This window comes from Shewanella sp. AS16 (genome assembly GCF_021412365.1).
Taxonomy (GTDB): Bacteria; Pseudomonadota; Gammaproteobacteria; order Enterobacterales; family Shewanellaceae; genus Shewanella; species Shewanella salipaludis.
Genome location: NZ_JAKCLK010000007.1, coordinates 84888 through 109485 on the forward strand (window position 1 = coordinate 84888; position 24598 = coordinate 109485).

The following is a 24598-nucleotide window of genomic DNA, read 5'->3' on the forward strand; positions in this document are numbered from 1 at the left end:
CAGTGCGTTGGAGAAACAGATGAAACAGATGAAACAGATTATCGGTGTTTATAACAGCCCGGCACAACATTGGGTCGGCGACGGCTTTCCTGTGCGCTCCCTGTTCAGCTACAGCGAGTTAGGCGAAGCGCTGAGCCCCTTTCTGTTGCTGGACCATGCCGGTCCCCATGAGTTCGGTCCTACCAGCCACAGACGCGGCGTGGGTCAGCATCCCCATCGCGGCTTCGAAACTGTGACTATAGTGTATGACGGTGAGGTGGAACACAGAGACTCGACCGGCGCCGGCGGCATCATAGGCCCGGGCGATGTGCAGTGGATGACGGCGGGTGCCGGCATCTTGCATGAGGAGTTTCATTCCGGCCACTACGCCAAGACGGGCGGGCCATTCGAGATGGCGCAGTTATGGGTCAACTTGCCCGCCGAGCACAAGCTGGCCAAACCCGGTTACCAGGGCATAGTGGATAAGGAGATCCCTGCGGTGGCGCTGGCGGACGACGCGGGTGTGGTCAGGGTGATTGCCGGGGAATACCTGGGCAATAGGGGGCCGGCGCACACCTTCTCGGCCATGGACGTCTGGGATCTGCGTCTCAATGCCGACAAGACACTGGACTTCAGTCTGCCGGCGGGGCGCACCCTGGCCGTGGTGGTGCTCGCGGGGGAGGTCGAGGTCTCGGATGGCGATAAAGCCGCTGGCAAGCCAATTGCCAAGGCGCAGATGGCGGTATTGACCCGCGAAGGCGAGGCGGTATCCCTGAGTGCCAAGGCGGACAGCAAGTTGCTGATCCTCAGCGGTGAGCCGCTGGACGAGCCCATAGTCGGCTATGGTCCCTTCGTGATGAATACCCATGAGCAGATAGCGCAGGCGATACAGGACTTCAACAACGGCCGCTTCGGCGCCATGCCGCGTTAGCCCCAGGCAGATGAAACATCAGGGATGGCTTTGCCATCCCGCCACAGCAAAAAGGAGCTTCACATGAGCAAGCCATACGTACGTTTAGATAAAGATCAGGCCGCGGTACTCTTGGTCGATCACCAGGCGGGTTTACTGTCGTTGGTGCGTGATATCGATCCCGATAAGTTTAAGAATAACGTCCTGGCACTGGCCGATCTGGCCAAGTACTTCAAGTTACCCACCATATTGACCACCAGCTTCGAGAATGGCCCCAACGGCCCCCTGGTTCCCGAGCTGAAGGAGACATTTCCCGAGGTGCCCTATATCGCCAGGCCCGGGCAGATCAATGCCTGGGACAATGAAGACTTTCTTCAGGCGGTGAAAGCCACAGGCAAGAAACAGTTGATCATTGCGGGTGTGGTGACCGAGGTCTGTGTGGCGTTTCCTGCATTGTCGGCACTGGCAGAAGGTTATGATGTCTTTGTGGTCACGGACGCTTCGGGAACCTTCAACGAGGTCACCCGTGATGCCGCCTGGCGCCGGATGGAACAGGCGGGGGCGCAGATGGTGAGCTGGTTCGGGGTTGCCTGTGAGCTGCACCGAGATTGGCGCAACGATATCGAAGGCTTGGGGGCTCTGTTCTCCAACCACATTCCCGACTATCGCAACCTGATAACCAGTTACACCGCTTTGACCTCGGGTAAGTGATAGCGACCTGGCTCGGGCCCAGGTCGACTCATCCGGCAGAGCATGCTGAGCCATGCTCTGCTCCTGTCCTATATTCCCAGTCCTGCCCCTGTGGTTCTCGGCTGATGCCACTCGTGGCTATGGCTTTCTGGGGCGGGCGGCTGGCATCTGCGCCCGGCAGGCATTACCATAGCCGCGATTTTAACGGCGAATAGATGGATGGTGGTTTGCAAACCTTAGCGCAGCTCAGAGCCGGCCGGTTAGGCCGGGTGACACGATTACAACTGGCGGAAAATTTAACCGAATTCCCCCGTGAAATTTTCAGCCTGGCCGATTCCCTCGAAGTGCTGGATCTGTCCAACAATGGCTTGAGCAGTTTGCCCGACGATTTCGATCGTTTGCAGCGGCTTAAGATACTGTTTCTGTCGAATAACAAGTTCGAACAGGTACCCAGGGTGCTGGGGAAATGCCCCAAGCTGGAGATGATAGCTTTCAAGGAGGCTTCTATGCCCTGGCCGACAGGCTGCAACAGGCCTAGCCGCCAGCCGACATAAAATAAGCCCCGGGTTGTCAACGACAACGCGGGGCTTGTTTTTGCTGTTGAATCCAGGAGGTCCAGATTCTACGCCAGGTTATTGCAGTATGGCCTGCACGGCGACGCCGCTGCTCTGGGGCTCGCTCTGCACCGTGATGTAGTACCAGCCCTCGCTCGGATTGGCCACGCTGAAGGATTCCCTGGTGCTGCCCTGAGTGACTGAGGCCGCTTCATAGCTCTGGGCGTTGGCCCAGTTGCTGCCGCCATAGAGGCTGACATCGCCGCTGCCGTGATCCGATGCTATCTTCAGTTGGCTAGTGCCTGCCGGCACCCATAGGCTGTAGTAGTCTATGCCATCGGCGGCGCAGACCGCCTGGCCCGACACCAACTGGCCACTGCTGACCGGGCTCTGGCCGGCACAGGCGTCGACCATGCCGGCGGTTCCGCCTTGGGTCACAGTCAGGCTGACACCGCTGAACTCTGTGTCCGTATCCACTGTGATATAGCGCCAGCCGCGGTTGGCCGTGACCTGCAGTGACTCCTGGTTGCCCTGGTGCACACTGCTGGCCTGGGCGTTGTCCTTGCTGGCCCAGTTGTCTGCGTTGAAGTAGATGTTGGCATCGCCGCTGCCCCCCAGGGTATTGATGCTTATGGGGGTGTTATCTTCTTCGACCCAGAGGTAGAAGCTATTCTTGCCGCCGGCAATACACTCGCTCCGGGCCAGGGTCAGCTTGCCATAGTCCAGCGTCGGGGCACCGCAATCGCCGCCATTGTTGCCCCCGCCCTGGGCCGGATCGGGATCCGCGGTCAGCTCTGTGGTGCTGACCAGCATGTCGACGCCACCGAAGTCGCCCTCTAGGGTGATGTAATGCCAGTATTCATCCGGGTTCAGGCTGACCTTGATGACCTCATAGTTGCCATTGCCTATGCCGGCACCCTGGTTCTGTTCCCCGTTGGCCCAGCCGCGGGAGTCGTAGTAGATGTCGGCATCGCCCCAACCGCCGCCTATCTTGATCCATATGTCCTGTGCCGAGTGATCTGTATTGGCGAAGCTGAAGCTGGCCCGGCCCTGCTGTGCGTCTATGCACTCCATCGGCGTCTCCAGCTTCAGGCTGGCCGAAGGGCTGTAACGGTAGGCTTCATCCGTGACCTCGCAGGGGGAATAGTCTGTGCTGGTGGTAGGTTCAGGACCGGACCAGTTGCCCTCGGTGCCGCTCGCCTGGGCGTCGCTATCGCTCGGGCCCTTATCCACTATGCCATTGTCGGCGCTGCTTAAGCCGCTGCTGAGCCAGCCAAGCCACTCGTTGTCGTAGCGGCTGCCTATGCCGTCGATCAGGGCCTGATATTCAGTGTATTGATCATGTCTCAGGTAGTTGAGGATCTGGCGCACGTCGTCCATGTGGCGCTCGAACATGAAGCGCACCGCCAGGTAGCCCCAGCGATAGATGCGGTCCTGGCCCGAGTCATAGTTATTCTTGAATATGGTCGACAGGCTAAACTCGCGGGTTTCCCCCAATGCTATGGCGCGGGTGTTGGCATCCCGGTAGGAGATGTATTCCGCCAGGCCCTCGATCCACCAGATGGTGTCGGCCGAAGTGCCGCGGCCAAAGTCGCCGGAGAGATTGTAACGCCCATCCAGGTAGTGCACATATTCGTGTTGCAGGTTCCAGATGTGGAAGTCAGGCGAGCGCCACTCTGCCTCATAGGCGATGAAGCGGGCCTGGTTTTTCAGGCTGGCGGGAGAGCCCTCCAGGTACATGCCGCCGTTGTCGGTATTGATGCCGAAGAAGCTGCCGGCGAAGGACTTATAGTCCGACGAGCTGTTGAAAATTACCAGCTCCAGATCGTCGTTGTTGTCGTTGGCGACCGGAATATGATTGGTTTCCAGCTTGCTGTGGAAATAACTTTCCTGGCTGGTCAGCACGTCACAGGCCCAGCCGGCCTGATCCCGGTACAGATCCTGGGCACGCATCTTGAGGGTGTCGGAACATTTCCAGTTGAAGCTCAGGGTATCGGCCTCCAACTGGGCCTTGAAGCCACATAGGCTGTATTGATCGCAGTGGGCGCGATCATAATAGTCGGCCATTTCGGCGGCGGCCAGCCATAACACCTTGCTGGCGTCCGTCTTGCTGGTGCTGTTGAGCACGCCTTTGACCAACTCGGCGACCCTGTCATGCATGGCTTCTATGTAGTAGAGGCGGGAGAGCTCCCTGACCGAGTTGACCAGCAGATACTCGGTATTGGTGCCAAGCAGCTGGCGGTTATTCGCCTGGAAATTGTTGAGTGCATCCAGGATGCGCTGATCCGTGGCGAACAGCGCCTGCAATTCATCGTCCCACTGGGCGCGGAACAGGGTGGTGAACACTGCGTTGGCGGCGGCGCTCATGCCGGCGTTGGCTTGCCAGGCGGCATCATAGTCGGTGAGCACCTTGATGCTGATGTCGTTGAAGGCGGCGCCCAGGTTGGCTGAGTCCACCAGGATCAGCGTCTCCTTGAGCACGCTGGCGTTGCTATCCGAGACTGTCCAGATATTGCCGTTGGCAAACAGCGCCGTGAGTGCCGTCTGGATATCTGTCTTGACCGCGCCGCCGTAGGCCGGCACATCGTCCGGGTTGTAGAACTGCACAAACAGGGCCGCCCGCAGGAAGGTGACCAGCGACTCTATGCCCGTGGTGTCGACCCCTGTATAGCCGGCCGCCCGGTCGCGGATCGCAACGGCGACACTGAGCATGTTAGCCTCGGTAAAGGTGAGCCTGGCGTCGTTGCCCTTGATGTTGAACAGCGCCCCGACACACTCAGGGGTGGCTTGGCTCAGGGCCGTGACCAGTGCCTGACCCGACTGGCCGATGAAACTGCTGCAGTCCTGGCTGACGTTCAGCGCCAGCGGCGTCATTCGGCTGTTGGGCTGGCTCGACTCTGTGGGTCTGCTCGGCTCGTTGGGGGAGGCGAGCAGCTTGCTGTCATGCTTGCTGTCATTCTTGCTGTTATTCTTGCTGTCATAGTGGGCTCGGCTCGCGGCCGCAGGCGCGTTTGCCGCGGTTCTGCTCAAGGCCGCCTGTGGCGCTCTTTGGGATAAGGGCGCCTTAGTTGCCGGTTGAGATGCGGGTGTCTGTGAGGGGTAGCCGGCGGCCATAGAGGCTGTGCTCATGGCCAGGCTGAGTGCTGCAACCAGGGTGGTGTGTTTCATATTAGCTCCATTTTTATTTTGTCTGCCAGGCAGATTTTCCTTTGGTGTTACCGGGTGCTTGCGCGCATTCGACCTGAGAAGGCGGTGCGAATGTCACAAGTGAGAAACAATATAGCAACGAATATATAATATACAATATAAATAGTTTGTTTTTTAACCGTATCTGCGCGTATAAATGAACGCGGCATCCATTCAATATATTGATTATCTTGTGTTTATAGCTATCGCTGTCGGCTTTTTATTGTGTATGCGTTCAGGCTGGATACAGCTTTTTGATCTACCCCAGGTCGCCATGGGGTACACTCAAGGGCGATGAAATTGCTGTCGATGGCGCCTCCATCAACAGCCCTACCCAGACGCCAATAGGATGGAGTACTGCCATGCCAGATTTACCCAAGGATTATGCCCATATCGCCTTTAGCCAGCCGGGAGCCCCGGAGGTGATGCATCTGTCCCGTTCCCCCCTGCCGCTGCCGGCCGCGGGCCAGGTGTTGATCCGGGTGGCTGCCGCCGGGGTCAATGGCCCTGATATCAAGCAGAGGGTGGGCGTCTATCCACCGCCGGCGGATGCATCCCCGATACTTGGGCTGGAGGTCGCGGGAGAGATCTGTGCCCTGGGTGAGGGGGTGAATGAGTGGCAGTTGGGGGACTCTGTGTGCGCCCTGGTGCCGGGGGGCGGTTATGGTGAATATGTGCTGACCCATGCCAGTCACTGTCTGCCTGTACCCGAGGGGATGAGCCTGGTCGAGGCGGCGGCCTTGCCCGAGACCTTTTTCACCGTCTGGGGCAACCTGTTCATGCGCGCCGGCCTCAAGCCGGGGGAAAGCGTCTTGGTCCATGGCGGCTCGGGCGGCATAGGCAGCACGGCAATCCAATTGGCCCATGCCTTGGGTGCCAGGGTGATAGCCACCACGGGCAGCGACGATAAAGTCGACTATTGTCGCGGCCTGGGGGCGGATGAGGTGCTCAATTACCGCAGCGGGAACTTTGTCGAGCCGGTACTGGCCCTGACTCGGGGGCAGGGGGTGGACGTGGTGTTCGACATCGCCGGCGGCGATTTCATCAACCTCAATCTGCAGGCATTGGCTATGGATGGCCGCATGGTGTCTGTGGCTATGCAGCGCGGCGCCAAGGCGGAGGTGGAGATTTTCCGGCTGATGGCCAAACGCATTCGCTGGACCGGCTCGACCCTCAGGCCCCAGAGCGTGGCCGCCAAGGCGGCGATTGCCGGCGAGCTGAGGGAGAAAGTCTGGCCGTTGTTGGCCGAAGGCAAGCTGACGCCGCATATCTTTGCCACCTTCCCGCTCGCCGACGCGGCCAAGGCCCATGCCCTGATGGAGACGGGAAGCCACAGGGGCAAGTTGGTGCTCACTGTGTGAGCCGCCGGGTCGTCCCCCTGTGGGTGGAATAATCGCCGGGAAAACTTGATGCGCTGCTTTTTTCGACTAAAGTCGGTAGTGACTGAGATGTTTGTCGGGCGCAGGTGAAAATTAATCGGTAATTAGGAAAAAATTCATAAATTTTGGCATTGATTATCGGCAATTTTCTGTAAAAATACCCGGATGAAATCGCCGCTTGAATGAGGGCGGCTTCAGCGGATACGAGTGAGCGAGGCTTCGCTGATTCAAAATGAGAAACTCCTAGTGTATGTGTTGATTTAAGGGTATTGGCATATATGTATAACACAGCAAAGAAACAGCTTTGGTTTGGCGAACTGAGAACCTCCAAGGGTAACACCATAGTGGTTCACGACAACCAACTGCCTGACGCCGCGACTGGCCGTATCTATCTGTACAACACGGACAGAGATACGATAGTCGAGTATGTGGAAGATATCGTTAAAGTAAATCTGTACGATTTGGATGAGGCCGGTGTAAAGGCGGCGGAAGCTAAATTCGGCGCTGCCTGGAAAGAGGCTCGCGCCCAGTTCATGGCAAAACACCAGACACGTGTCGAGCTGAACAATGTCAAGGAAGCCGCTCCGGTGCGCAAGGCCAAGCCTGAGGTTGAACCTGAGGTGGAGTCCGAGAGCATGGGCGCAGATTTCGATGATGATTGGGCGGACGATTTTGACGATTAAGGCTTAGTGTCGGCACCAGGTAGGCGAAAACCGCGCCGCGGTGGCAACCTGGTGTGGCAGTGCGAGGCGACTTCTACCCTGAAATGCTAGCGCTGAAGTCGCTCTGCCTGCATGACAGTCTGCCCGGTCAGCGGGGAATAAGTCGGTGCCGATTATTCCTTGTCGAAGCTGTCGACTATGATGGCGCCCATTGAGGCCGGCATGGCGATGAGCAAGATACGTTTGATTGCCACCCAAGTGTCTGTCAATAAAGGTAATTTATCCAGTGCTAACAGCACTATCCCCACCACCACCAAGGTCAGGCAGTAGGCCGCGGCAATTCTGAAGGCAAACACCCAGACCCGCTTGGCCACATTCGCCTGAAACACGCTCTGATAGGCGAACAGGGTGATAAACCCCAGCGACAGCAGTACCACCAGCAGGAGATTCAGCGGCGGCAGGCTGGCCGACATTTTCCAGGCTTCCTCCGAAAAGGCCACAGGCACAGACAGGGCGAAGGCGCCGATACTGATTTGACCTATATCCTCGGCATTAAACTTCAGATCCATCAGTCAATTCCCTCCCATTCCCCGAGCGCCGGCACTCCCGCCTGGCTTGAACCCCATAGGCTCGACATCGGGCTTGAGCCGCAGGATCTTCTCCTGCCTCGGCCGGCGAGCGTGGCGCCGGCATTCAGGCGTCGGTGTCGAATTGGTAGCGGCTGATATGATGATAAAGCTCGCCCGGCTCGACCCAGGCATTGCCCAGCAAGTCGGCTTGATTCGGCGAATCGGGCAACATCTGCGGCTCTATGCATACCGCCTGATGTTGTTGCAAGACCTCCTGCTGGCGCCCCAGGGTGCCTTGCAGGAAATTGGCGCCATAGAGTTGCACCCCGGGCTGATTGGTGTACAGGCTCAGGGCGCGACCGCTGACCGGACTGCTCAGGCGGCCGAAGCGTTTGAGCTCGGCTTGCGGATTATCCATCAGATAGCAGTGATCATAGCCCTGGGTCTCGGCCAGCATGGCATCGGCCAGGCCGGCGCCCAGTGGGGTCGGCCGGCGCAGATCCAGCACTGAGTCATCGACCCTCTCTATGCCTGTCGGTATGCCGACCTCATTCATGCTCAGGTAGCGCTGCGCATCTAGCTGCAGCCAATGGCCGTGATTGCTGTCGCTGCCATCGAGATTGAAATAGCTGTGTTGGGTCAGGCTGATGGGACAGGCCTTGTCGACCGAGGCCAGGATTTCGACGTAGAGGTTATTGCCGGCCAGGCGGTAATCCAGCTGCACTGTGCAATTGCCGGGAAAGCCCATGTCGCCATCCGGGCTCTGCAGTGTCAGGCGGACGCCGTCGCTGAGGGGACCCAGGTGCCAGAGCTTACGGTTGAAGCCTTCGCTGCCGCCATGGAGGCAATTGCTGGCCTGATTCACGTCCAGTTGATACTGCTCGCCATGGTGCTGCATGCGGCCGTTGGCGATGCGATTGCAGTAGCGGCCGGCGATGGCGCCCAGATGGGCATCCTGGGTGAGGTAATCCTCTGCGCTGTCACACCCCAATACCAGGTTGGCGCGGTTGCCGTCCCTGTCAGGTGCCCACAAGGAACGTATTATGCCGCCCAGGCTCAATACCTCGAGTGCCAGAATGCCATTGTCTATCCTGACGCGCTCTATTTGACCGCCACGGGGATCTGTCCAAGGTTCGAGCACACTGAAGCGTACCATGCCATCATTTCCTTTTGAGCCGGGATGGCGCGCATGCTACGCGCCATTGAAGTTATGTTATTGCCACCTGTTATCCCACTTTTCCCCAAAGAATGCCAGGCGAAATGTCGGCTATAGTGATTAACATCAAACTGTTAGCCGGAGATAAACTCGGATCCCTGGGCTAGTCGTCTATCCTGCCGGCGCCGCCGCTGGCCGAGCAGAGGAAGACGGTGGCTTCGGGTCCGCCTGGCCCGGGCGCTGCCTGTTCCACCTCGGTCACCACTGCCTCGGTCAATTCATGATCCACCAGGGCTATGATGCAGGCGCCTAGGCCGGCATCCGTCAGGCGCACGCCGCCGCGCTCGCCTATGACTGCCGCGACTGTCTCCACCAGCTGCTCCAACTGCGGCAAGCTGATGTCGAAATTGTCACGCATGGACGCATGTGACTCGGCCATCAGCTGTCCCAATCTGGCGATATTGCCCTGTTCCAGCGCCCGGGCCGCGGCCTGGGTGCGCAGGTTTTCGTCTATCACATGCCTGGCTCTGCGGTAGAGCAGAGGTGTCAGGGTATCCCTGGCCCGCTCCAGCCGGGCCGAGTCCAGGTGACGCAGGGCATCGAGCTCAAAGTGTTCGGCTACCTCTTGGCATTGGGTGCGCCGCAGCCGGTACTCGGATTCGGCCAGGCCATGGGCCGGATCTGCGAGTATCACTATCAGGCTGAGGTGCTCGGGAATGGCGATGGCCTCGCTGTCGAGATCCAAACAGTCTATCAGCAGGGCATGATCCGTCTCCCCCAGGGCGCTGCTCATCTGATCTACTATGCCGCAGGCCTGGCCGACATAGCGGCTCTCGCCTCGCTGGGCCAGCTGCGCCACCGCCAAGGGCGACAGATGAAGTTGACTGGTGTCGTTGATGGCGGTGCCGAAGGCGATTTCCAATGCCGCCGAGGACGACAGTCCGGCACCGAGCGGGACGTTGCCGACGATGGCGATGTCCAGCCCCTTGGCCGTCAAGCCGGACAAGGCCATGGCAGAGGTGAAGCCCTTGAGGTAATTGACCCAGGCATCGTCTGGCGCCATCTCGCCTTCCTGGCCGAAGCGCCACTCCTTGAGCTTGCCGGGAAAGGCTTCGGCGACGGCGCGAAAGAGATCATCGTCACGGCGCTTCACTGCTATCACAGTATGAAAGTTGATCGCCGCCGACAGCACCAGGCCATCGTTGTAATCCGTGTGTTCACCTATCAGGTTAACGCGTCCCGGCGCCTGATAAAAATCATCCGCTTTGGTGCCAAAGGTCTGGACGAATAGCTTGGTGGCGCGCTGGGCAGGGTTTGACATGCGTGAGAGGCTTCCAAAATGAGACTGAAAATGTCGGGGCTATTTTGGCTTTATATCATGACTGCAGCGCCCCTGTAACTGAGATTTTTATCCCGACCGGAACCCTGGGCTGGGGGGCCAAGGCGGCCCTGGCCTCGGCCTCTCGAATTCGCCGCAGCTGTTAGCCGTTGGCACTTATCAGTTAGCCGTTGGCACTTATCAGTTAGCTGTTGGCACTTGCCACCGGCTTGGGCGCCGCCAGGGTCTCGACTTCGGCCTCGGGATGCAGCAGCTCATGGATCACATGATCGACGAAACCGGCACCGGCGGCATCGTACAGGTTATAGACGCTGTGGACCCCTGAGTCCCGCAGCGACTGGGCGTCGTCGCTGTATTGGACTATGGCGCTGAGCTTGCCCTGATAGTCGAGCCTCTTCAGTTGTTCGACGGCGAACAGGTTACCCGCGTGATGGGGCATGGCCAGCAGCACCAGCTCCAGATTTGGCGCCTTGTCGAGTTTCTCCCAGAAGTCGCTGTCGGCGGCGTCGCCCTGGACCACGTTGCGCCCCTTGGCCCTGTGGCTGTCGACCAGATCCTGCTTATGTTCTATGCCGAGGATCTCACCGCCGGCTCTGCTGCTCAGTTCATCATAGGCCCCTGTGCCTATGCGGCCCATGCCGAGGATGAGAAAGCGCGGATCCCCCAGCTGAATGCGCCTGTCTTCCGGGTGCAGCGGATGGCGCTCGAGTCGGGTGAGCCAGTGTTGGTACTTCTGGTAAATATTGCCCACGGCGGCATTGAATGGCGCCGCCAGCAGGAAGCTGATGCTCAGTGCCACCGCGATGATCACCAGCCAGTGCGGCGCCAACCAGCCCCTGCTGGTGGCGACTGCGGCGACGATCAGGCCAAACTCGCTGTAATTGCCCAGGTTGAAACCGGCCAGCATCGAGGTACGGGACCTCAGTCTGAAGCGGGTCAGCAGGTAGACGAACAGGAGTATCTTCAGCGGCAGCAGCATCACCAGGATCCCCGCCAGGCCTATGTCGGCCAGGGTCGGCAGGCCGTTGAGCCCTATGGTGAGGAAGAAGGCCACCAGGAAGAGTTCCTTGAAATAGAACAGGGATTTGGCCAGTTCCGAGGACTTCTTATGCCCGGCGAGGAGTATGCCTATGGCCAGGGCGCCGAGATCCGGTTTCAGGCCGACGGCCTCGAATAACCAGGCGCCCACCACCAGCGCCATCACCAGGCCGAAGAGTACCAGCAACTCGCCGTGACCGACACGATCGAATACCTTGTAAATCAATGGCCTGAGCAGGGGTAGCAGCAAGAGGCCGGCGGCCCAGACGGAAGGGAACTGGCCCTTGGAGATGGTGAGAAACAGCACGGCAAAGATGTCCTGCATGATCAATATGCCTATGGCCACCCTGCCATAGAGGGATTGCATGTCGCCCTTGTCTTCGAGCACCTTGACCGCGAAGACTGTGCTGGAAAAACTCAGGGCGAAGGCCACCAGGGTCAATTGTTCCAGCCCAAGCCGGGTCAGCTGACTCAGCCCCAGCAGCCCAAGGAGTTTCAGCACGGGCACCAGAAATAGCATGGACAGCAGCAGATGCACACTGGAGCCGGCCCAGACTTCGGCCTTGAACAGGCTGCGGATATCCAGCTTCAGTCCTATGGCGAACAGCAGCAGCGTCACCCCCAGGCTGGCCAGTTGCTGTAACAGCGGCAGGCTTTGGGCTTCTATGCCGAAGACGAACAGCACGAAGCCGGCGGCCAGATAGCCTATCAGTGGCGGCAGGCCTATCCGGCTGACGAGCAGGCCGCAGATGAGAGTGATGATGAGGATCGCAGGTTCCATGGGGCACCGAATGGCAGGGGAAGGGATGAGGCCATTCTATAAGAAATCGGCGTGCTTAAGATGAAAAAAAAAGCGAACTCGATAAAAAAGTTCACTTTTTCTTATTGTTAGCGACAGGCAAGGCTGTCGCCGGCGCTTGGCACTTTATTGTTGCAGCAGGTGATCCAGGTGGGTGGCGAAGTCGTCCGGCCCCATGAAGCCTGTGACCCTGAGATCCAGGCGTTGCTCGCCGCGGGTATCGAACAGCAGCAGGGTCGGCAACCCCAGCACCTGGAAGGCCTCCAACAGCTCGACATCTATGGCATCGCTGTCGGTCACGTCCGCCTGCAGCAAGACCAATTGATCCATGCGCTGCATCACCTGGGGTGCCTTGAAGGTAATGGCTTCGAATTCTTTGCAGGCCACGCACCAGTCGGCATACAGGTCGAGCATCACAGGCTTGCCTTGGGCCGCCGCCGTCGCCAGTTCCTGCTTGAGATCCGCCAGCGACTTGATCCGCTTGAAGCCGTGGCTCTGCTGGCTCTGGCCCTGGGCCGTCCTGGACTCGAAGCCCAGGCCATGCATCAGCGCCTGCAAACCATAGGAGAAGCTCGCCAGCAGACTCAGCAGCAAGAGCACCGAGCGGGTGGTTTGCTTCCAGTTAAATTCGCTGAGCTTGTTCTGGTGCATCAGATAGCCAACCAGGACTATGGCCCACAGCGACCAGAGCAGATCCGACACCAGTCCGGACCAGATGCGCCCCAGCATCATGATGGACACGGCGAGCAGCAGGAAACCGAATATTGTCTTGACCACGTCCATCCAGCGACCGGCCTTGGGCAATAACTTGCCACCCGAGGTGCCCATGATCAGCAAAGGCAAGCCCATGCCCATGCTCAGCACATACAGGGCGAGGAAGCCCAGCAGGAGATCCCCCGTCTGGGCGACATAGATGAGTGCGCCGGACAGGGGCGCCGTGGTGCAGGGCGAAGCCACCAGCCCAGAGATCACTCCCATGAGGAACACCCCCAGCAGCTGGCCGCCCTTCTGTTGGTTGGCGGCCGAGTTCAGCCGCTCCTGCCAGGAGGAGGGCAGCTTGAGATCGTACAGGCCGAACATCGACAGGCTGAGCACCATGAATAGCAGGGCCAGCAGCACCAGCACCACTGGATGTTGCAGCGCCGCCTGGTATTTCATCCCCGCCGAGGCCACCACCAGTCCCAGCAGCGAATAGGTGATCGCCATCCCCTGGACATAGGCCATGGACAGGCTGAAGGCCTTGGCGGTGGACAGTTTCTGCCCCTGGCCCACTATGATGCCGGACAATATGGGGTACATGGGGAAGACACAGGGGGTCAATGCCAGGCCGATCCCCAGGCCGAAGAAGGCCAGCAGGGTGAGCCAGAGACTGCCGCTGGACAGCATCTGGTTAAGCCTGTCCTGCTCGGTCACAGGGGCGGATGTCGCGCCGGCCCTGGACTCAGAGGCTTGGGTTTCTGGGGCCTGGGTTTTCGGGAGCTGGGCGCCCGCGGTCCCTGAGTCGGCAGGCTGAGCCGCCTTGGGCTCGAAACGGGTCAGCGCCAGGGTGCGTTTGGTCGGCGGATAACATAGCTTGCCTTCGGCGCAGCCCATGAAGGTGACAGTGAGGCTGGCGTCGTCGGCCGCCTGTTGCAGGGTCAGCGGCATATCCACATAGGTGTAATAGACCTGCTGCTCGCCAAAATACTCATCCTCATGGACGCTGCCTTCGGGCAAGACTATCTCTGCCAGGGTCGCGTTATGGGTCTCGAATTTGAGCTTGTCCTTGTACATGTAATAGCCGTCGGCTATCACCCAGCTGAGTTTGAGCCGATTGCCTTGCTGTTCAAAATCCAGATCGAAGGCCTGTTCGACCGGCAACAGCTCGGGCTCGGCGCCGAGGAAATTCTTGCCGGCACCGAAGATGCCATCGCCATGGGCCAGGGGGGTTAGCAGGAGTAACGAGCTCAGGAGTAAGTTAAGTAGGTTCTTCATCTTAGTGTCGTTTCTTTTATCCAATCTAAATAGGCCGGCAGCCCATGGGATACGGGCAGGGCAATCAACTCTGGTACCTGGTAGGGATGCAGCTCAAGCACGAGTCGCTCCAGTTCGGCATAGCGGCCGGCGGCACACTTGATCTGCAGGCCCGCCTCCCGGCTCTCGCACAGCTCGCCCTGCCAATGATAGACAGAGGTCAGCCCGGGTGAGATCTGCACGCAGGCGGCAACACCCGCCTGCACCAGGGCCTTGGCCAAGGCGTTCGCCTGCTCTGTATCCGGGCAAGTGGTCAGGACCAACAAAAATTCTGTTTGCATTTGGCTATCATCTTTCCAGCGTGCTTGGCTGCCATGGGCGCCGGAAAATACTGCCCAGCGCCCAAGCAAATTAAGTTAAGCTACTTTACGTGTTTTAATTCTTGTGTGCATCAAGACTTAGCTAAAATAGTGAATCCCGTTGGGTTTCTCTGGCCAGTCAGGTTTACGGACTCGCCTTAGTAGACCCGTCTAGGGGCAATAGAGTTTCACCCGCAAACGAAATGAGGCCAACATGTTGCTGATCCTATTCTTACTCCTGGTATTGCTGCCGGTGATCGAGCTGTCTGTGCTGATCCGGGTCGGGGAAGTGCTCGGCAGCTGGACCACGATAGCCCTGGTGCTGCTCACCGCCCTAGTGGGGGTGTCTCTGGTGCGCAGCCAGGGGCTGCATACCCTGATGCAGGTGCAGCAAAAATTGGCCAGGGGAGAGGTCCCGGGGCAGGAAATTGTCGAGGGCATGATGCTGGCGCTGGCCGGGGTCTTGCTGCTGATCCCAGGCTTTGTGACCGACTTCATCGGCCTGCTGCTCCTGACTCCCTTGAGCCGGGTTCCCATCGCCCGCTACCTCTATAAGCGCTTGCAACTCAAGGTGATTGCCGGTGATCCCTTCTTCGGCGGCTTGGGGCCGCGGCCCTCTTCGCACGGCAACAGGAATGGCCATGGTCAGGATGAGCCTGGCCGGCGAGGCACCACGTTGGAGGGGGATTATGAACATAAGCCAGAGACGGATGCCCAGCTGGGACAGGATGCGCCCAAGCCAAAGTCTGAACCCAAGTCCGAGTCTGAGCCAAAGCCTGAACCCAAGTCCGAGCCAAAGTCCGATTCTGAGCCCAAGCCCAAGCCCAAGCAGGGCCAAGCGGACGAAGACAGGCCCCCTAAGCAGTAGGGTCGCACCGGGCGCAGGGTCAAGCGGGGAGAGAGTTGGCTGTCGAGTTCGGGAAGCTGGGTGAAAGTGCCGGCCAGGGGACTGGCCGGCGTTGCCGGGAAGCAAGGTGAAGCGAATAGCTTAAGGTTTTTCCTGGGTGCGCTCCTCCTTAAGGCCGGTGATCTTGAAGGCCAAGCTGTAGAGAACCGGCAGGACGATCAGCGTCAGCAGTGAGGCGAACCCCAGGCCGAAGATGATGGTGATCGCCATCGAGCCGAAGAAGGCGTCGGAGATCAGCGGGATCATCCCCAGCATGGTGGTGATCGCCGCCATCATCACGGGTCTTACCCGGCTGACACAGGAGTCCACCAGGGCGGCATAGGCAGGCTTGCCTTCACTGAGTTCCAGGTTTATCTGATCCACCAGCACTATGCCGTTCTTGATCACCATCCCGGACAGGCTCAGCAGCCCCAGCAGCGCCATGAAGCTGAAGGGAGCATCGAACAGCAGCAGACCCGCAGATACCCCTATCAGCGCCAGCGGCACCGTCAGCCAGATCACCAGAGGTTGGCGCACCGAGTTGAACAGGAACACAGTGATCAGGAACATCACCAGATAGCCCATGGGAATGGAGCTGAATACCGCGGCCTGTGCCTCGCCTGCTGTCTCGTACTCGCCGCCCCATTCCAGGCTGTAGCCCGCCGGCAGGCTGATGGCCTCGACCTTGGCCTTGACCTTTCTCAGCACTGAATCTGCGGTCTCGTTCGACCCCAGCTTGGGATCGGCCATCACGGTCAGGGTGCGCTTGCGGTCGCGGCGCATCACCAGCGGGTTTTCCCATTCTGTGCTGAAGTCACTCACCAGCTGGGACACGGGCACGAAGCCGGCGTGTTCGCTGCTCCAGATCTGCAGTTGCCACAGGTTGTCGGCCTGCAGCCGCTCGTCGGCCGGCGCCCTGGCTATGATGGGCAGCGAGTGGCTGGCCTCGCGGTAGAGGCCGACCTGTTTGCCGCTGAAATTGACCAGCAGCGCCTGATCCAGATCTTGTTTGCTGATGCCGCTCTCTCTTGCCCTGGCGGTCTGGAGTTGCGGCCGGATCAGGGCCACCTGGTTGCGCCAGTTGTGGCGTACACCATCCATGCTGGGTTCGGCATTGAACACGGCTTCGGCCTGGGCGCCCAGGGATCTCAATACCTTGGGATCATCGCCGTAGAAGCGGGCCTCTATCTTGGCCGCAGGTGAGGGGCCGTTTTCCATGTTCTTGAATCTGTACTGGGCCTGGGGATAGTGCTGCTTCAGGAAGCGCTCGAGTTGCGGCATATAGGCCTTGAGCGAGTCCAGATCCCGCATCTCCACTATCAGTTGCGCAAACGCCGGGTAGCCTTTCTCCGGCTGGTAGGGTAAGACGAAACGCTGGGCCCCCTGGCCTATCACTGTGGTGATATGCTTCAGGCCAAGGTCTTGCTTGCCGTTTTCGCTCAGCAGCGCGGCTTCTATCTCGGCGCTGAAGCGCTCTGTTGCCTTGATATCCGTGCCTTCCGGCATCCAGACATCGACGAAGAAGATGGGGGTGTTCGACGCAGGGAAGAACACATTCTTGATGTGACCGAAGCCGACCACGGCCGACACCAGCATGGCCAGCACCAGCAGCAGGCTCGCCAGGCGAAAGCGCAGCGCAAACCTCAGGCAGCTGCTGTACAAGCCGAAGAACCAGCCCTGATAGGGATCGGCGGCCTCATCCTCCAGTGGCGCCGCATCCTTGAACAGCAGGTGGCAGAAGAAGGGCGTGAGTGTGATGGCCGTTATCCAGCTGATAAACAGGGAGATCATCAATACCTGGAACAGGGAGCGACAGAACTCGCCGGCGGCATTCTGCGACAGGCCTATGGGCGCGAAGGCGATGATGGCGATCACCGTCGCCCCCAGCAGCGGCCATTGGGTCTGGGCCACTATCTGGCTGGCGGCTTCGAGGCGGCTCTTGCCGCGGCGCAGGCCTATGAGTATGCCTTCGGTGACCACTATGGCGTTATCGACCAGCATACCCAGGGCTATGATAAGCGCCCCCAGGGAGATCAGCTGCAGGTCGATACCCAGAATCTTCATCACTATGAAGGTGCCCAGTATGGTCAGCAGCAGTATCAGGCCCATCAGCAGGCCGGATCTCAGCCCCATGAACAGCAACAATACGGCGATGACGATGGCGATGGATTCCAGCAAATTGACCAGGAAGCCGCTGACAGTGTCATCGACCGCCAGGCTTTGGTTGTAGACGGTATCCAGGGTCATGCCCAGCGGCCGCTCCGACTCGAGCTCGGCCAGACGCTCCTCTATCTTGCTGCCCACCTCGACCACATTCACCCCGCTGGAGAAGGAGATCCCCAGCGACAGGGCCGACTGCCCCTGGTTGTGATACAGCACATTCGGGGTCTCGTCGTACACTTTTTCTATGTGGGCGATATCCCCCAGGTGGATCAGCTCTGTGCTGCCCTGTGGGCTGACAATCAGGCGCGCCAGCTCCTGCACGCTGCCGAACTCTCCCGTGGGATGGATGCGGATGCGGTTGTCGCCAACCACTATGCTGCCGGCGTTGGAGACCACGTTTTGATTGTTGATCAGGCCATAGATGTAGCTCTGATCCAGCCCCAGCGCCGAGAGCTTTTGCTGGGATATTTCAATCGCTACCTGCTCTGTCACCTTGCCGGCGACCGAGACCTTCTTGACCCCTGGTACCAGCACGAGTTCACGGCGCAGGTAGTCGGCATAGTTGCTCAGCTCGCGGTTGCTGTAATCTGCGCCCGAGAGGTTAAGCAAGATCCCGTAAACATCGCCGAAGTCGTCCAGCACCTTGGGTGTGGCCGTGCCCGACGGCAATTGTCCGGCTGTGTCATTCACCTTGCGGCGCACTTCGTCCCACACCTGTGGCAGGCCGTGTTTGTCGTAACTGTCCTTGATCTCTATGCGTATCTGCGACAGGCCGGCGCTGTTGATCGAGGTGATATGCTTGATGCCGTCCAGCTGCTGCAGGGCATCCTCCAGCGGCAGTGTGACTTCCTCTTCCACCTGCTCCGGCGAGGCGCCGGGGTAAGCCGTGACGACCAGGGCTTCCTTGATGGTAAATTCCGGGAATTCCAGCTGCCCCAGGCCGGTGAAGGCGATGCTGCCACCGAGCAGCAACAGCAGGGCAAACATCCAGCTGATGACTTTATGGCGAATCGAATATTCAGCAAGATTCATCTCAGACTCCACGCTGCCAATGCAATGGCTTGACCTTCATGCCTTCGCTGAGCTGGTTCACTCCGGCGCTGACTATCTCATCCCCCTGGCTCAGGCCGCTGAGGACTTCTATGCCCTGGGTGTTGACCCGTCCCAGGGTGACGGGCACTGGGGTCACCAGCCCCGAGTCGGCCTGGTAGCGCCACACCTGGACCAGCCCATCCAGGTCGCGCTTGTCTATGGCACTCACTGGCACTATGGCGGCGGTTTTGCCGGCCTGGGTGGCGTCAAGCCTGAGGGTCAGTTCGGCGCTCATGCCGGGCAACAGCTGGAAGGCCTCGGGCTGCGGCAGCGAGAACACCACCTCATAGGCCTGGGTGCCTGGGGTTATCTGGGTGGAGTATTCCTTGAAGCTGGCCTTGAACTTGTGGCCGGGAAAGGCGCTGAAGCTGACGCTGGCATCCAGATCTGCCGGGGCCGTGACTCGTTTCAGGCCGGCGATCAGCGTCTCAGGTACCTGAATGCTCACATCCAGCAGGCGGTTATTCTGCAGTGTCAGCACCGCCTGATTGGGCTGCACCTGCTGGTGGTTATCCACCAGACGTTTGGCGATTGTGCCGCCGAAGGGCGCGGTCAGTCGGGTGTAGCTCAGCTGATCGCGCGCAGCCGCCAGGGCCGCCTTGGCGGCTTTCAACTGGGCCTGGGTGCTGTCAAATTCGGCCTGGGAAATCAGTTTGCGCTTGAGCAGCGCCACCTTGCGCTGATAATCCGCGGCCAGGAGTTCATGCTCCGCCTCGCGGGTCATCAGGTTATTGCGGGCATCCCTGTCATCGAGTCTGGCGAGCAGACTCCCCTCTGTGACCTGTTGGCCTTCCAGCAGCGCGAGTTCGGTCAACTGCCCGGAGATCCGGAACGACAGCTCGGCGCGGCTGTTGGCCGTCACGCTGGCCGGGAAGCTGCGGTAGTCCTTGGCGACGAGATTGTCGACGGCGAATAATTTCACCGGACGGATCACCGGCGCTTGCACGGCACTCTCGGCCTGCATACAGCCGGCAACGAGCAGGGGCAGGGTGAGTGCGAGTGGGAGTATAAAGGCAGATCTCATCGGCGCTATTCCTTGGTAAAGGTTAAAAATTTATCAGGCGCGAAGATAACAGCTTAATGAGTTGCATTAAATGGGATTGTTTGGAATCATAAGTTCCATTATTTGGGATTGTTGGTGAAGAAATGAAAACCGAAGATCTGGCCCTGTTCCACCGCATAGTCGAGACCGGCAGCCTGGTTGCCGCCGCCGATCTGCTTAACCTGCCCAAGTCCACTGTGAGCCGTCGTTTGCAGACCCTGGAAGAGGAGTTGAAGGTCAAGCTATTCCATCGCCAGAGCCGGGCCATGAGCCTGACATCGGCCGGGAGTCATTTCTACCAGAGATCCCAGGGGATCCTGGCACAGCTGGATGAAACCCTGATAGAGATGACCGAAGACGATGCCGAGCTCAGCGGCCATCTGCGGATCCAGATGTTTCCCCTGCCCGAGAACAGCATTCTGAACCATCTGATCTTCCGCTTCATGAGCCTGCATCCCAGGCTGACGGTGGAGGTGATAGACAGCACCGAAGTGGTCGACATGGTCAAACACAATCTGGATGTGGCGTTTCTCATCGAGCACTCCATCGAGGCCCAGGATCTGGTGGCCAGGCCAGTGCTGACCACTGCGCTGGGTTTCTTCGCCAGCCCGGATTATTTGTCCAGGATGGGCGAGCCTCGAACCCTGGCGGAAATAGCCGAACACAATGTGGCCCTGTATCGCCTGGTCAACGGCAGGGTGTTCAACGAAGTGGAGGTAGGTACAGGGCCGGACACGATCAAGGTTGCGGTTCAGGGTAACTTCTGCACCAACAACCTGATATTGGCACGTGAGTTTGCCCTGCAGGGCAAGGGCATAGCCTATCTGCCGATGGAAATGTGTCGCGAATACGAGGCCGGGGGGCAACTGCGGCAGCTGCTGTCGAACTACGAGCCCCATGTGGGCGAGTGCTTCCTTGTGTATCCGTCGCGGCGTTTCGTCAGCCTGGCCTGTCGGCGTTTCATCGATTTCATCTTGCAGGAACTGACCCCGGATGACCTGCCCACGCCGATGTAAAGCGCCCACTGCTGCGATTATGGCAGCCGGCTAGGCCAGGGCGGCGACCTTGGGGGACTCGCTGATGCGGGTCGCCAGCACATAACAGGCCAGCCCCATGAAGATGTTGGTGATCGGCAGCGCCAGCAACAAGCCCTTGACCCCGCCTATGTAGGAGCCCAATGCCGCCAGCGGCAACATGATCAGCAGCAGGCGGCAGAGGTTGATCACCAGCGAGCTCATGGGCCTGTGGTAGGCGTTGAGGGCGGTGGCCACTATGATCACCACTCCCAGCGGCCCATAGGCACAGGGCAACACCAGCAGATAGAAACTCAGCCACTCTATGACCAGGGGATCGCTGCTGAACAGCTGCGCCAGTTGGGTGGCGAACAGGGCTATGGGCAGGTAGAGCAGGCTCTGGAATAGCAGGACAAATTTCAGCGCCATCAAGAGTGCCTGCTTGGCCCGTTCCGCCTGATTGGCGCCCAGGTTCTGGGCGATGAAAGGCATCAGGCTGGACGACAGCGCCATCACCACTATCAGCAGCACGGACTCCAGCCGGGTACCGGCACCGAAGGCCGCCACAGCGCCATGATCTATCCGCGCCAGCATGGCCATCAATACCGCGTTGGCCAGGGGGTTGATCAGGTTCATCAGGGCCGCCGGCTGGGCTATGTGCGCCAGCCGGTGCCAGTTATGCTTCAGCCTCGCCAGTGTGACCCCGGCGAAGGTCAGCATCTTGTGTTTGATGGCCAGCAGATAGCCGCACAGCGACAGGGCCAGCAGCCAGGAGACCAGGGTCGCTATCGCCGCCCCCTGAATTTCCAGCCGAGGGAAGGGCCCCAGGCCGAAGATCAGCAGGGGATCCAGTATGAGGTTGATCAGCGCCGCCAGCGCCATTATGGTCGCCGGTGAGCGGGTATCGCCGGTGGATCTCAGCCCCTGGATACCGACCATGAGCAACACCAGCAGGGGCGCACCCAGATACCAGAAGCTCATGTATTCCTGGATCAGCGGCAAGCTGCCTTGGTTGGCGCCGAGCAGACCGAACAGCGGCCTTATGCAGAGGCTGCCCAGTAGCGACAGCAGACTCACCAACAGGAGGGTCAGCAGCAGGGCATCATGGAGGAAGACCCTCGCCTGGGCGGCTTGGCCGGCCCCTATCAGGCGCCCCAGATTCGCCGATACCCCGGCACCTATGCCTATGGCTATGCTGGAGATCACTAAGGTCACGGGAAAGGTGAAGCTGATGGCCGCCAGCGACTGGGTCCCCAGCCGACTGATAAAAAAAGTGTCGACCAGGCTGGAGCCCAAGAGGGTGATGATGCCTATCAGGTTGGGGAGGCTCATGTTGAGCAGTACACGACCTATTGGCGCACTGAGCAGCCCGTGTCTGTCTTTCATGGGGACCTGTCTCTCTAGCAAAAAATGCCTGTTGTTGAACTGGGGCCGAATTCTAGCAGGATTGCGCCGGCTTTAAAAATTCGGGGTAAAAAAATGCAATTTTTTTACCTCCGGCCCTTGGAACCTGCAACCCCTATCCCCATATAGCTAACATCAAAGGTAAAACCTTTTTATTGTAAGTCGCCTCGTTTCTTGGGCATCACATCATTAGGAGAGTTTATAGATGAATATTCGTCCATTACATGACCGCGTAATAGTTAAGCGCCTCGAAGTTGAATCCACTTCGGCCGGTGGCATAGTGCTGACCGGCAGCGCCGCCGAGAAATCGACTCGCGGTGAGATCCTGGCCGTAGGCAATGGCCGCATCCTGGAGAATGGCACAGTCAAGCCACTGGATGTCAAAGTGGGCGACGTAGTGATCTTCAACGAAGGTTATGGCGTGAAGAAAGAAAAAATTGACGGTCAGGAAGTACTGATCCTGTCAGAAGCTGACCTGATGGCGGTAGTAGGTTAAGCCTGCGCACATCGAACAAACTTCCAATTAAAGTCAACTATTTAAAGGATAAATAAACATGGCAGCTAAAGAAGTCGTATTCGGCAATGACGCCCGCGTGAGAATGCTCGCCGGCGTGAACGTTCTGGCCAACGCAGTTAAAGTGACCCTGGGCCCCAAAGGCCGTAACGTGGTATTGGACAAGAGCTTCGGCTCACCGCTGATCACCAAAGACGGTGTGTCTGTTGCCAAAGAAATCGAATTGACCGACAAGTTCGAGAACATGGGCGCCCAGATGGTCAAGGAAGTCGCTTCCAAGGCCAACGACGCCGCCGGTGACGGTACCACAACCGCCACAGTACTGGCCCAGGCCATAGTAGTGGAAGGCCTGAAGGCCGTTGCCGCCGGCATGAACCCCATGGATCTGAAGCGCGGCATAGACAAGGCGGTTATCGCCGCAGTCGCCGAGCTGAAAAACCTGTCCCAGGACTGCTCAGATTCCAAGGCCATAGCCCAGGTAGGTACCATCTCCGCCAACTCTGACGAGTCTATCGGTGAAATCATCGCCACCGCCATGGAAAAAGTCGGTAAAGAAGGGGTGATCACAGTCGAAGAAGGCCAGGCGCTGGAAAACGAACTGGACGTGGTAGAAGGCATGCAGTTCGATCGCGGTTACCTGTCACCTTACTTCATCAACAAGCCGGAAACCGGCAGCGTTGAGCTGGACAGCCCTTACATACTCCTGGTTGACAAGAAGATCTCCAACATACGCGAGCTGCTGCCTATCCTCGAAGGTCTGGCGAAAACCGGCAAGCCACTGTTGATCGTTGCCGAAGACGTCGAAGGCGAAGCCCTGGCGACCCTGGTGGTCAACAACATGCGCGGCATAGTCAAGGTTGCCGCTGTTAAGGCACCGGGTTTCGGTGACCGTCGCAAGGCCATGCTGCAGGATATCGCTATCCTCACCGGCGGCACAGTGATCGCCGAAGAGATAGGTCTGGAATTGGAGAAAGCGACCCTGGAAGATCTGGGTACCGCCAAGCGTGTGGTCATCACCAAAGACAACAGCACCATCATCGACGGTAACGGCGAACACGCCCAGATCACCGCTCGCGTCAGCCAGATCAAGCAACAGGTCGAAGAGTCCACCTCAGACTACGACAAGGAAAAACTCCAGGAACGCATGGCCAAGCTGGCCGGCGGTGTGGCGGTTATCAAGGTCGGTGCCGCTACCGAAGTGGAAATGAAAGAGAAGAAAGCCCGTGTCGAAGATGCGCTGCATGCGACCCGTGCCGCAGTCGAAGAAGGCGTGGTTCCTGGCGGCGGTGTTGCCCTGGTGCGCGTCGCTTCCAAGATTGCCGATATCGAAGTGCTGAACGAAGATCAGAAGCACGGTGTGGTCATAGCACTGCGCGCCATGGAAGCGCCACTGCGTCAGATAGCCACCAACGCGGGTGAAGAAGCCTCGGTCGTTGCCAACACAGTCAAGAACGGCAGCGGTAACTATGGTTACAACGCGGGCAACGACACCTACGGCGACATGCTGGAAATGGGTATCCTGGATCCAACCAAGGTGACCCGCAGCGCGCTGCAGTTCGCGGCCTCGATCGCCGGTCTGATGATCACCACAGAAGCCATGGTGGGTGAAGTGCCACAGGAAGCGGCTGCCCCTGATATGGGCGGCATGGGTGGTATGGGTGGAATGGGCGGCATGATGTGATAACTCACATCATTTGACCGACGCCTAACGGCTCAAAACAAAACCCCGGTTCGCCGGGGTTTTGTTTATTCGCGTTACAGGAAAAGGCCCGCGCATCGAACGCGGGCCTTTTCCATTTCTGGGTGTTTCTGCCGGGGGCAGGGGAATGGTTTGGGTTTGGAATGGCTTCCAGCTTTAGGTGCTATTAATCACCTGCGGTGGGCTTTCGCACAGGCACCCCAATGACACGC

The 24598-nt window shown here is 59.0% G+C and carries 18 protein-coding genes and 1 pseudogene; 9 read left to right on the forward strand and 10 right to left on the reverse strand.

Annotated elements, in window-relative coordinates; translation table 11 throughout:
* Positions 1–19: 19 nt before the first annotated feature.
* The 3 genes and pseudogenes from LZP73_RS15530 to LZP73_RS15540 all read left to right on the forward strand — a co-directional run.
* The gene (locus LZP73_RS15530) at positions 20–910 is read left to right on the forward strand and encodes a pirin family protein (RefSeq protein ID WP_234235894.1); all 891 of its coding nucleotides are present in this window, start codon (positions 20–22) and stop codon (positions 908–910) included.
* A gap of 63 nt (positions 911–973) precedes the next feature.
* Positions 974–1600 (forward strand): isochorismate family cysteine hydrolase YcaC, encoded by a 627-nt coding sequence (gene ycaC, locus LZP73_RS15535; RefSeq protein ID WP_234235895.1) that lies wholly within the window; start codon positions 974–976, stop codon positions 1598–1600.
* A gap of 206 nt (positions 1601–1806) precedes the next feature.
* Positions 1807–2076: pseudogene (locus tag LZP73_RS15540) on the forward strand (leucine-rich repeat domain-containing protein); the annotation flags it as partial.
* Positions 2077–2211: 135 nt separating this feature from the next.
* Here LZP73_RS15540 and LZP73_RS15545 read toward each other — a convergent pair.
* Positions 2212–5301: a M9 family metallopeptidase gene (locus LZP73_RS15545; RefSeq protein WP_234235896.1), complete on the reverse strand. Its 3090-nt coding sequence runs from the start codon at positions 5299–5301 to the stop codon at positions 2212–2214.
* A 380-nt stretch (positions 5302–5681) separates the two neighbouring features.
* Here LZP73_RS15545 and LZP73_RS15550 point away from each other — a divergent pair, with 380 nt between their 5' ends.
* Both LZP73_RS15550 and LZP73_RS15555 read left to right on the forward strand, forming a co-directional pair.
* Positions 5682–6680, forward strand: a complete 999-nt coding sequence (locus LZP73_RS15550) for an NAD(P)H-quinone oxidoreductase (protein WP_234235897.1) — start codon at positions 5682–5684, stop codon at positions 6678–6680.
* A gap of 296 nt (positions 6681–6976) precedes the next feature.
* The gene (locus tag LZP73_RS15555) at positions 6977–7381 is read left to right on the forward strand and encodes a hypothetical protein (protein ID WP_234235898.1); all 405 of its coding nucleotides are present in this window, start codon (positions 6977–6979) and stop codon (positions 7379–7381) included.
* A gap of 152 nt (positions 7382–7533) precedes the next feature.
* Here the strand turns inward: LZP73_RS15555 and LZP73_RS15560 are convergent, their stop codons facing one another.
* The 6 genes from LZP73_RS15560 to cutA all read right to left on the reverse strand — a co-directional run bounded on the left by LZP73_RS15560 (position 7534) and on the right by cutA (position 14555).
* Positions 7534–7929 carry a DUF2391 family protein gene (locus tag LZP73_RS15560; protein WP_234235899.1) on the reverse strand — a complete coding sequence of 132 codons (396 nt, stop codon included), beginning with the start codon at positions 7927–7929 and terminating at the stop codon, positions 7534–7536.
* Between the two features lie 124 nt (positions 7930–8053).
* Complete coding sequence (locus tag LZP73_RS15565; RefSeq protein WP_234235900.1) at positions 8054–9085, reverse strand: aldose epimerase family protein; 1032 nt, start codon at positions 9083–9085, stop codon at positions 8054–8056.
* A gap of 163 nt (positions 9086–9248) precedes the next feature.
* On the reverse strand, positions 9249–10406 hold the full coding sequence (gene galK / locus LZP73_RS15570; RefSeq protein WP_234235901.1) for a galactokinase: 1158 nt from the start codon (positions 10404–10406) through the stop codon (positions 9249–9251).
* 202 nt (positions 10407–10608) lie between these two features.
* Positions 10609–12243 (reverse strand): cation:proton antiporter family protein, encoded by a 1635-nt coding sequence (locus tag LZP73_RS15575; protein ID WP_234235902.1) that lies wholly within the window; start codon positions 12241–12243, stop codon positions 10609–10611.
* A 144-nt stretch (positions 12244–12387) separates the two neighbouring features.
* Complete coding sequence (locus tag LZP73_RS15580) at positions 12388–14235, reverse strand: protein-disulfide reductase DsbD (RefSeq protein WP_234235903.1); 1848 nt, start codon at positions 14233–14235, stop codon at positions 12388–12390.
* The gene (gene cutA, locus LZP73_RS15585; protein ID WP_234235904.1) at positions 14232–14555 is read right to left on the reverse strand and encodes a divalent-cation tolerance protein CutA; all 324 of its coding nucleotides are present in this window, start codon (positions 14553–14555) and stop codon (positions 14232–14234) included. Before cutA ends, LZP73_RS15580 begins: the two co-directional genes overlap by 4 nt.
* Before the next feature lie 232 nt (positions 14556–14787).
* Here cutA and LZP73_RS15590 point away from each other — a divergent pair, with 232 nt between their 5' ends.
* A complete protein-coding gene (locus LZP73_RS15590) occupies positions 14788–15441 on the forward strand; it encodes an FxsA family protein (RefSeq protein WP_234235905.1) in 654 nt (217 codons plus the stop codon).
* 120 nt (positions 15442–15561) lie between these two features.
* Here the strand turns inward: LZP73_RS15590 and LZP73_RS15595 are convergent, their stop codons facing one another.
* Positions 15562–18654: an efflux RND transporter permease subunit gene (locus LZP73_RS15595; protein WP_234235906.1), complete on the reverse strand. Its 3093-nt coding sequence runs from the start codon at positions 18652–18654 to the stop codon at positions 15562–15564.
* 1 nt (position 18655) lies between these two features.
* Entirely contained in the window at positions 18656–19738 is a 1083-nt protein-coding gene (locus LZP73_RS15600; RefSeq protein WP_234235907.1) for an efflux RND transporter periplasmic adaptor subunit, read from the reverse strand.
* 122 nt (positions 19739–19860) lie between these two features.
* Here LZP73_RS15600 and LZP73_RS15605 point away from each other — a divergent pair, with 122 nt between their 5' ends.
* Positions 19861–20772, forward strand: coding sequence for a LysR family transcriptional regulator (locus tag LZP73_RS15605; protein ID WP_234235908.1), 912 nt, complete (start codon positions 19861–19863; stop codon positions 20770–20772).
* Positions 20773–20802: 30 nt separating this feature from the next.
* Here the strand turns inward: LZP73_RS15605 and LZP73_RS15610 are convergent, their stop codons facing one another.
* Positions 20803–22155, reverse strand: coding sequence for an MATE family efflux transporter (locus tag LZP73_RS15610; RefSeq protein WP_234235909.1), 1353 nt, complete (start codon positions 22153–22155; stop codon positions 20803–20805).
* Positions 22156–22378: 223 nt separating this feature from the next.
* Here LZP73_RS15610 and LZP73_RS15615 point away from each other — a divergent pair, with 223 nt between their 5' ends.
* Together LZP73_RS15615 and groL are read left to right on the forward strand one after the other, a co-directional pair.
* Positions 22379–22669, forward strand: a complete 291-nt coding sequence (locus LZP73_RS15615; protein WP_006086113.1) for a co-chaperone GroES — start codon at positions 22379–22381, stop codon at positions 22667–22669.
* A gap of 58 nt (positions 22670–22727) precedes the next feature.
* Positions 22728–24368 carry a chaperonin GroEL gene (gene groL, locus LZP73_RS15620; protein ID WP_234235910.1) on the forward strand — a complete coding sequence of 547 codons (1641 nt, stop codon included), beginning with the start codon at positions 22728–22730 and terminating at the stop codon, positions 24366–24368.
* The last annotated feature ends 230 nt before the right edge of the window (positions 24369–24598 follow it).

What these genes read in the sequence shown, in the direction of transcription:
- LZP73_RS15555 (WP_234235898.1), top strand. Translation starts at nt 6,977, where the DNA reads ATGTATAACACAGCAAAGAAACAGCTTTGGTTTGGCGAACTGAGAACC.
- groL (WP_234235910.1), top strand. Translation starts at nt 22,728, where the DNA reads ATGGCAGCTAAAGAAGTCGTATTCGGCAATGACGCCCGCGTGAGAATG.
- LZP73_RS15605 (WP_234235908.1), top strand. Translation starts at nt 19,861, where the DNA reads ATGAAAACCGAAGATCTGGCCCTGTTCCACCGCATAGTCGAGACCGGC.
- LZP73_RS15565 (WP_234235900.1), bottom strand. Translation starts at nt 9,085, where the DNA reads ATGGTACGCTTCAGTGTGCTCGAACCTTGGACAGATCCCCGTGGCGGT.
- LZP73_RS15615 (WP_006086113.1), top strand. Translation starts at nt 22,379, where the DNA reads ATGAATATTCGTCCATTACATGACCGCGTAATAGTTAAGCGCCTCGAA.
- LZP73_RS15575 (WP_234235902.1), bottom strand. Translation starts at nt 12,243, where the DNA reads ATGGAACCTGCGATCCTCATCATCACTCTCATCTGCGGCCTGCTCGTC.
- LZP73_RS15580 (WP_234235903.1), bottom strand. Translation starts at nt 14,235, where the DNA reads ATGAAGAACCTACTTAACTTACTCCTGAGCTCGTTACTCCTGCTAACC.
- LZP73_RS15560 (WP_234235899.1), bottom strand. Translation starts at nt 7,929, where the DNA reads ATGGATCTGAAGTTTAATGCCGAGGATATAGGTCAAATCAGTATCGGC.
- LZP73_RS15550 (WP_234235897.1), top strand. Translation starts at nt 5,682, where the DNA reads ATGCCAGATTTACCCAAGGATTATGCCCATATCGCCTTTAGCCAGCCG.
- LZP73_RS15600 (WP_234235907.1), bottom strand. Translation starts at nt 19,738, where the DNA reads ATGAGATCTGCCTTTATACTCCCACTCGCACTCACCCTGCCCCTGCTC.
- galK (WP_234235901.1), bottom strand. Translation starts at nt 10,406, where the DNA reads ATGTCAAACCCTGCCCAGCGCGCCACCAAGCTATTCGTCCAGACCTTT.
- LZP73_RS15595 (WP_234235906.1), bottom strand. Translation starts at nt 18,654, where the DNA reads ATGAATCTTGCTGAATATTCGATTCGCCATAAAGTCATCAGCTGGATG.
- LZP73_RS15610 (WP_234235909.1), bottom strand. Translation starts at nt 22,155, where the DNA reads ATGAAAGACAGACACGGGCTGCTCAGTGCGCCAATAGGTCGTGTACTG.
- ycaC (WP_234235895.1), top strand. Translation starts at nt 974, where the DNA reads ATGAGCAAGCCATACGTACGTTTAGATAAAGATCAGGCCGCGGTACTC.
- LZP73_RS15590 (WP_234235905.1), top strand. Translation starts at nt 14,788, where the DNA reads ATGTTGCTGATCCTATTCTTACTCCTGGTATTGCTGCCGGTGATCGAG.
- cutA (WP_234235904.1), bottom strand. Translation starts at nt 14,555, where the DNA reads ATGCAAACAGAATTTTTGTTGGTCCTGACCACTTGCCCGGATACAGAG.
- LZP73_RS15530 (WP_234235894.1), top strand. Translation starts at nt 20, where the DNA reads ATGAAACAGATGAAACAGATTATCGGTGTTTATAACAGCCCGGCACAA.
- LZP73_RS15545 (WP_234235896.1), bottom strand. Translation starts at nt 5,301, where the DNA reads ATGAAACACACCACCCTGGTTGCAGCACTCAGCCTGGCCATGAGCACA.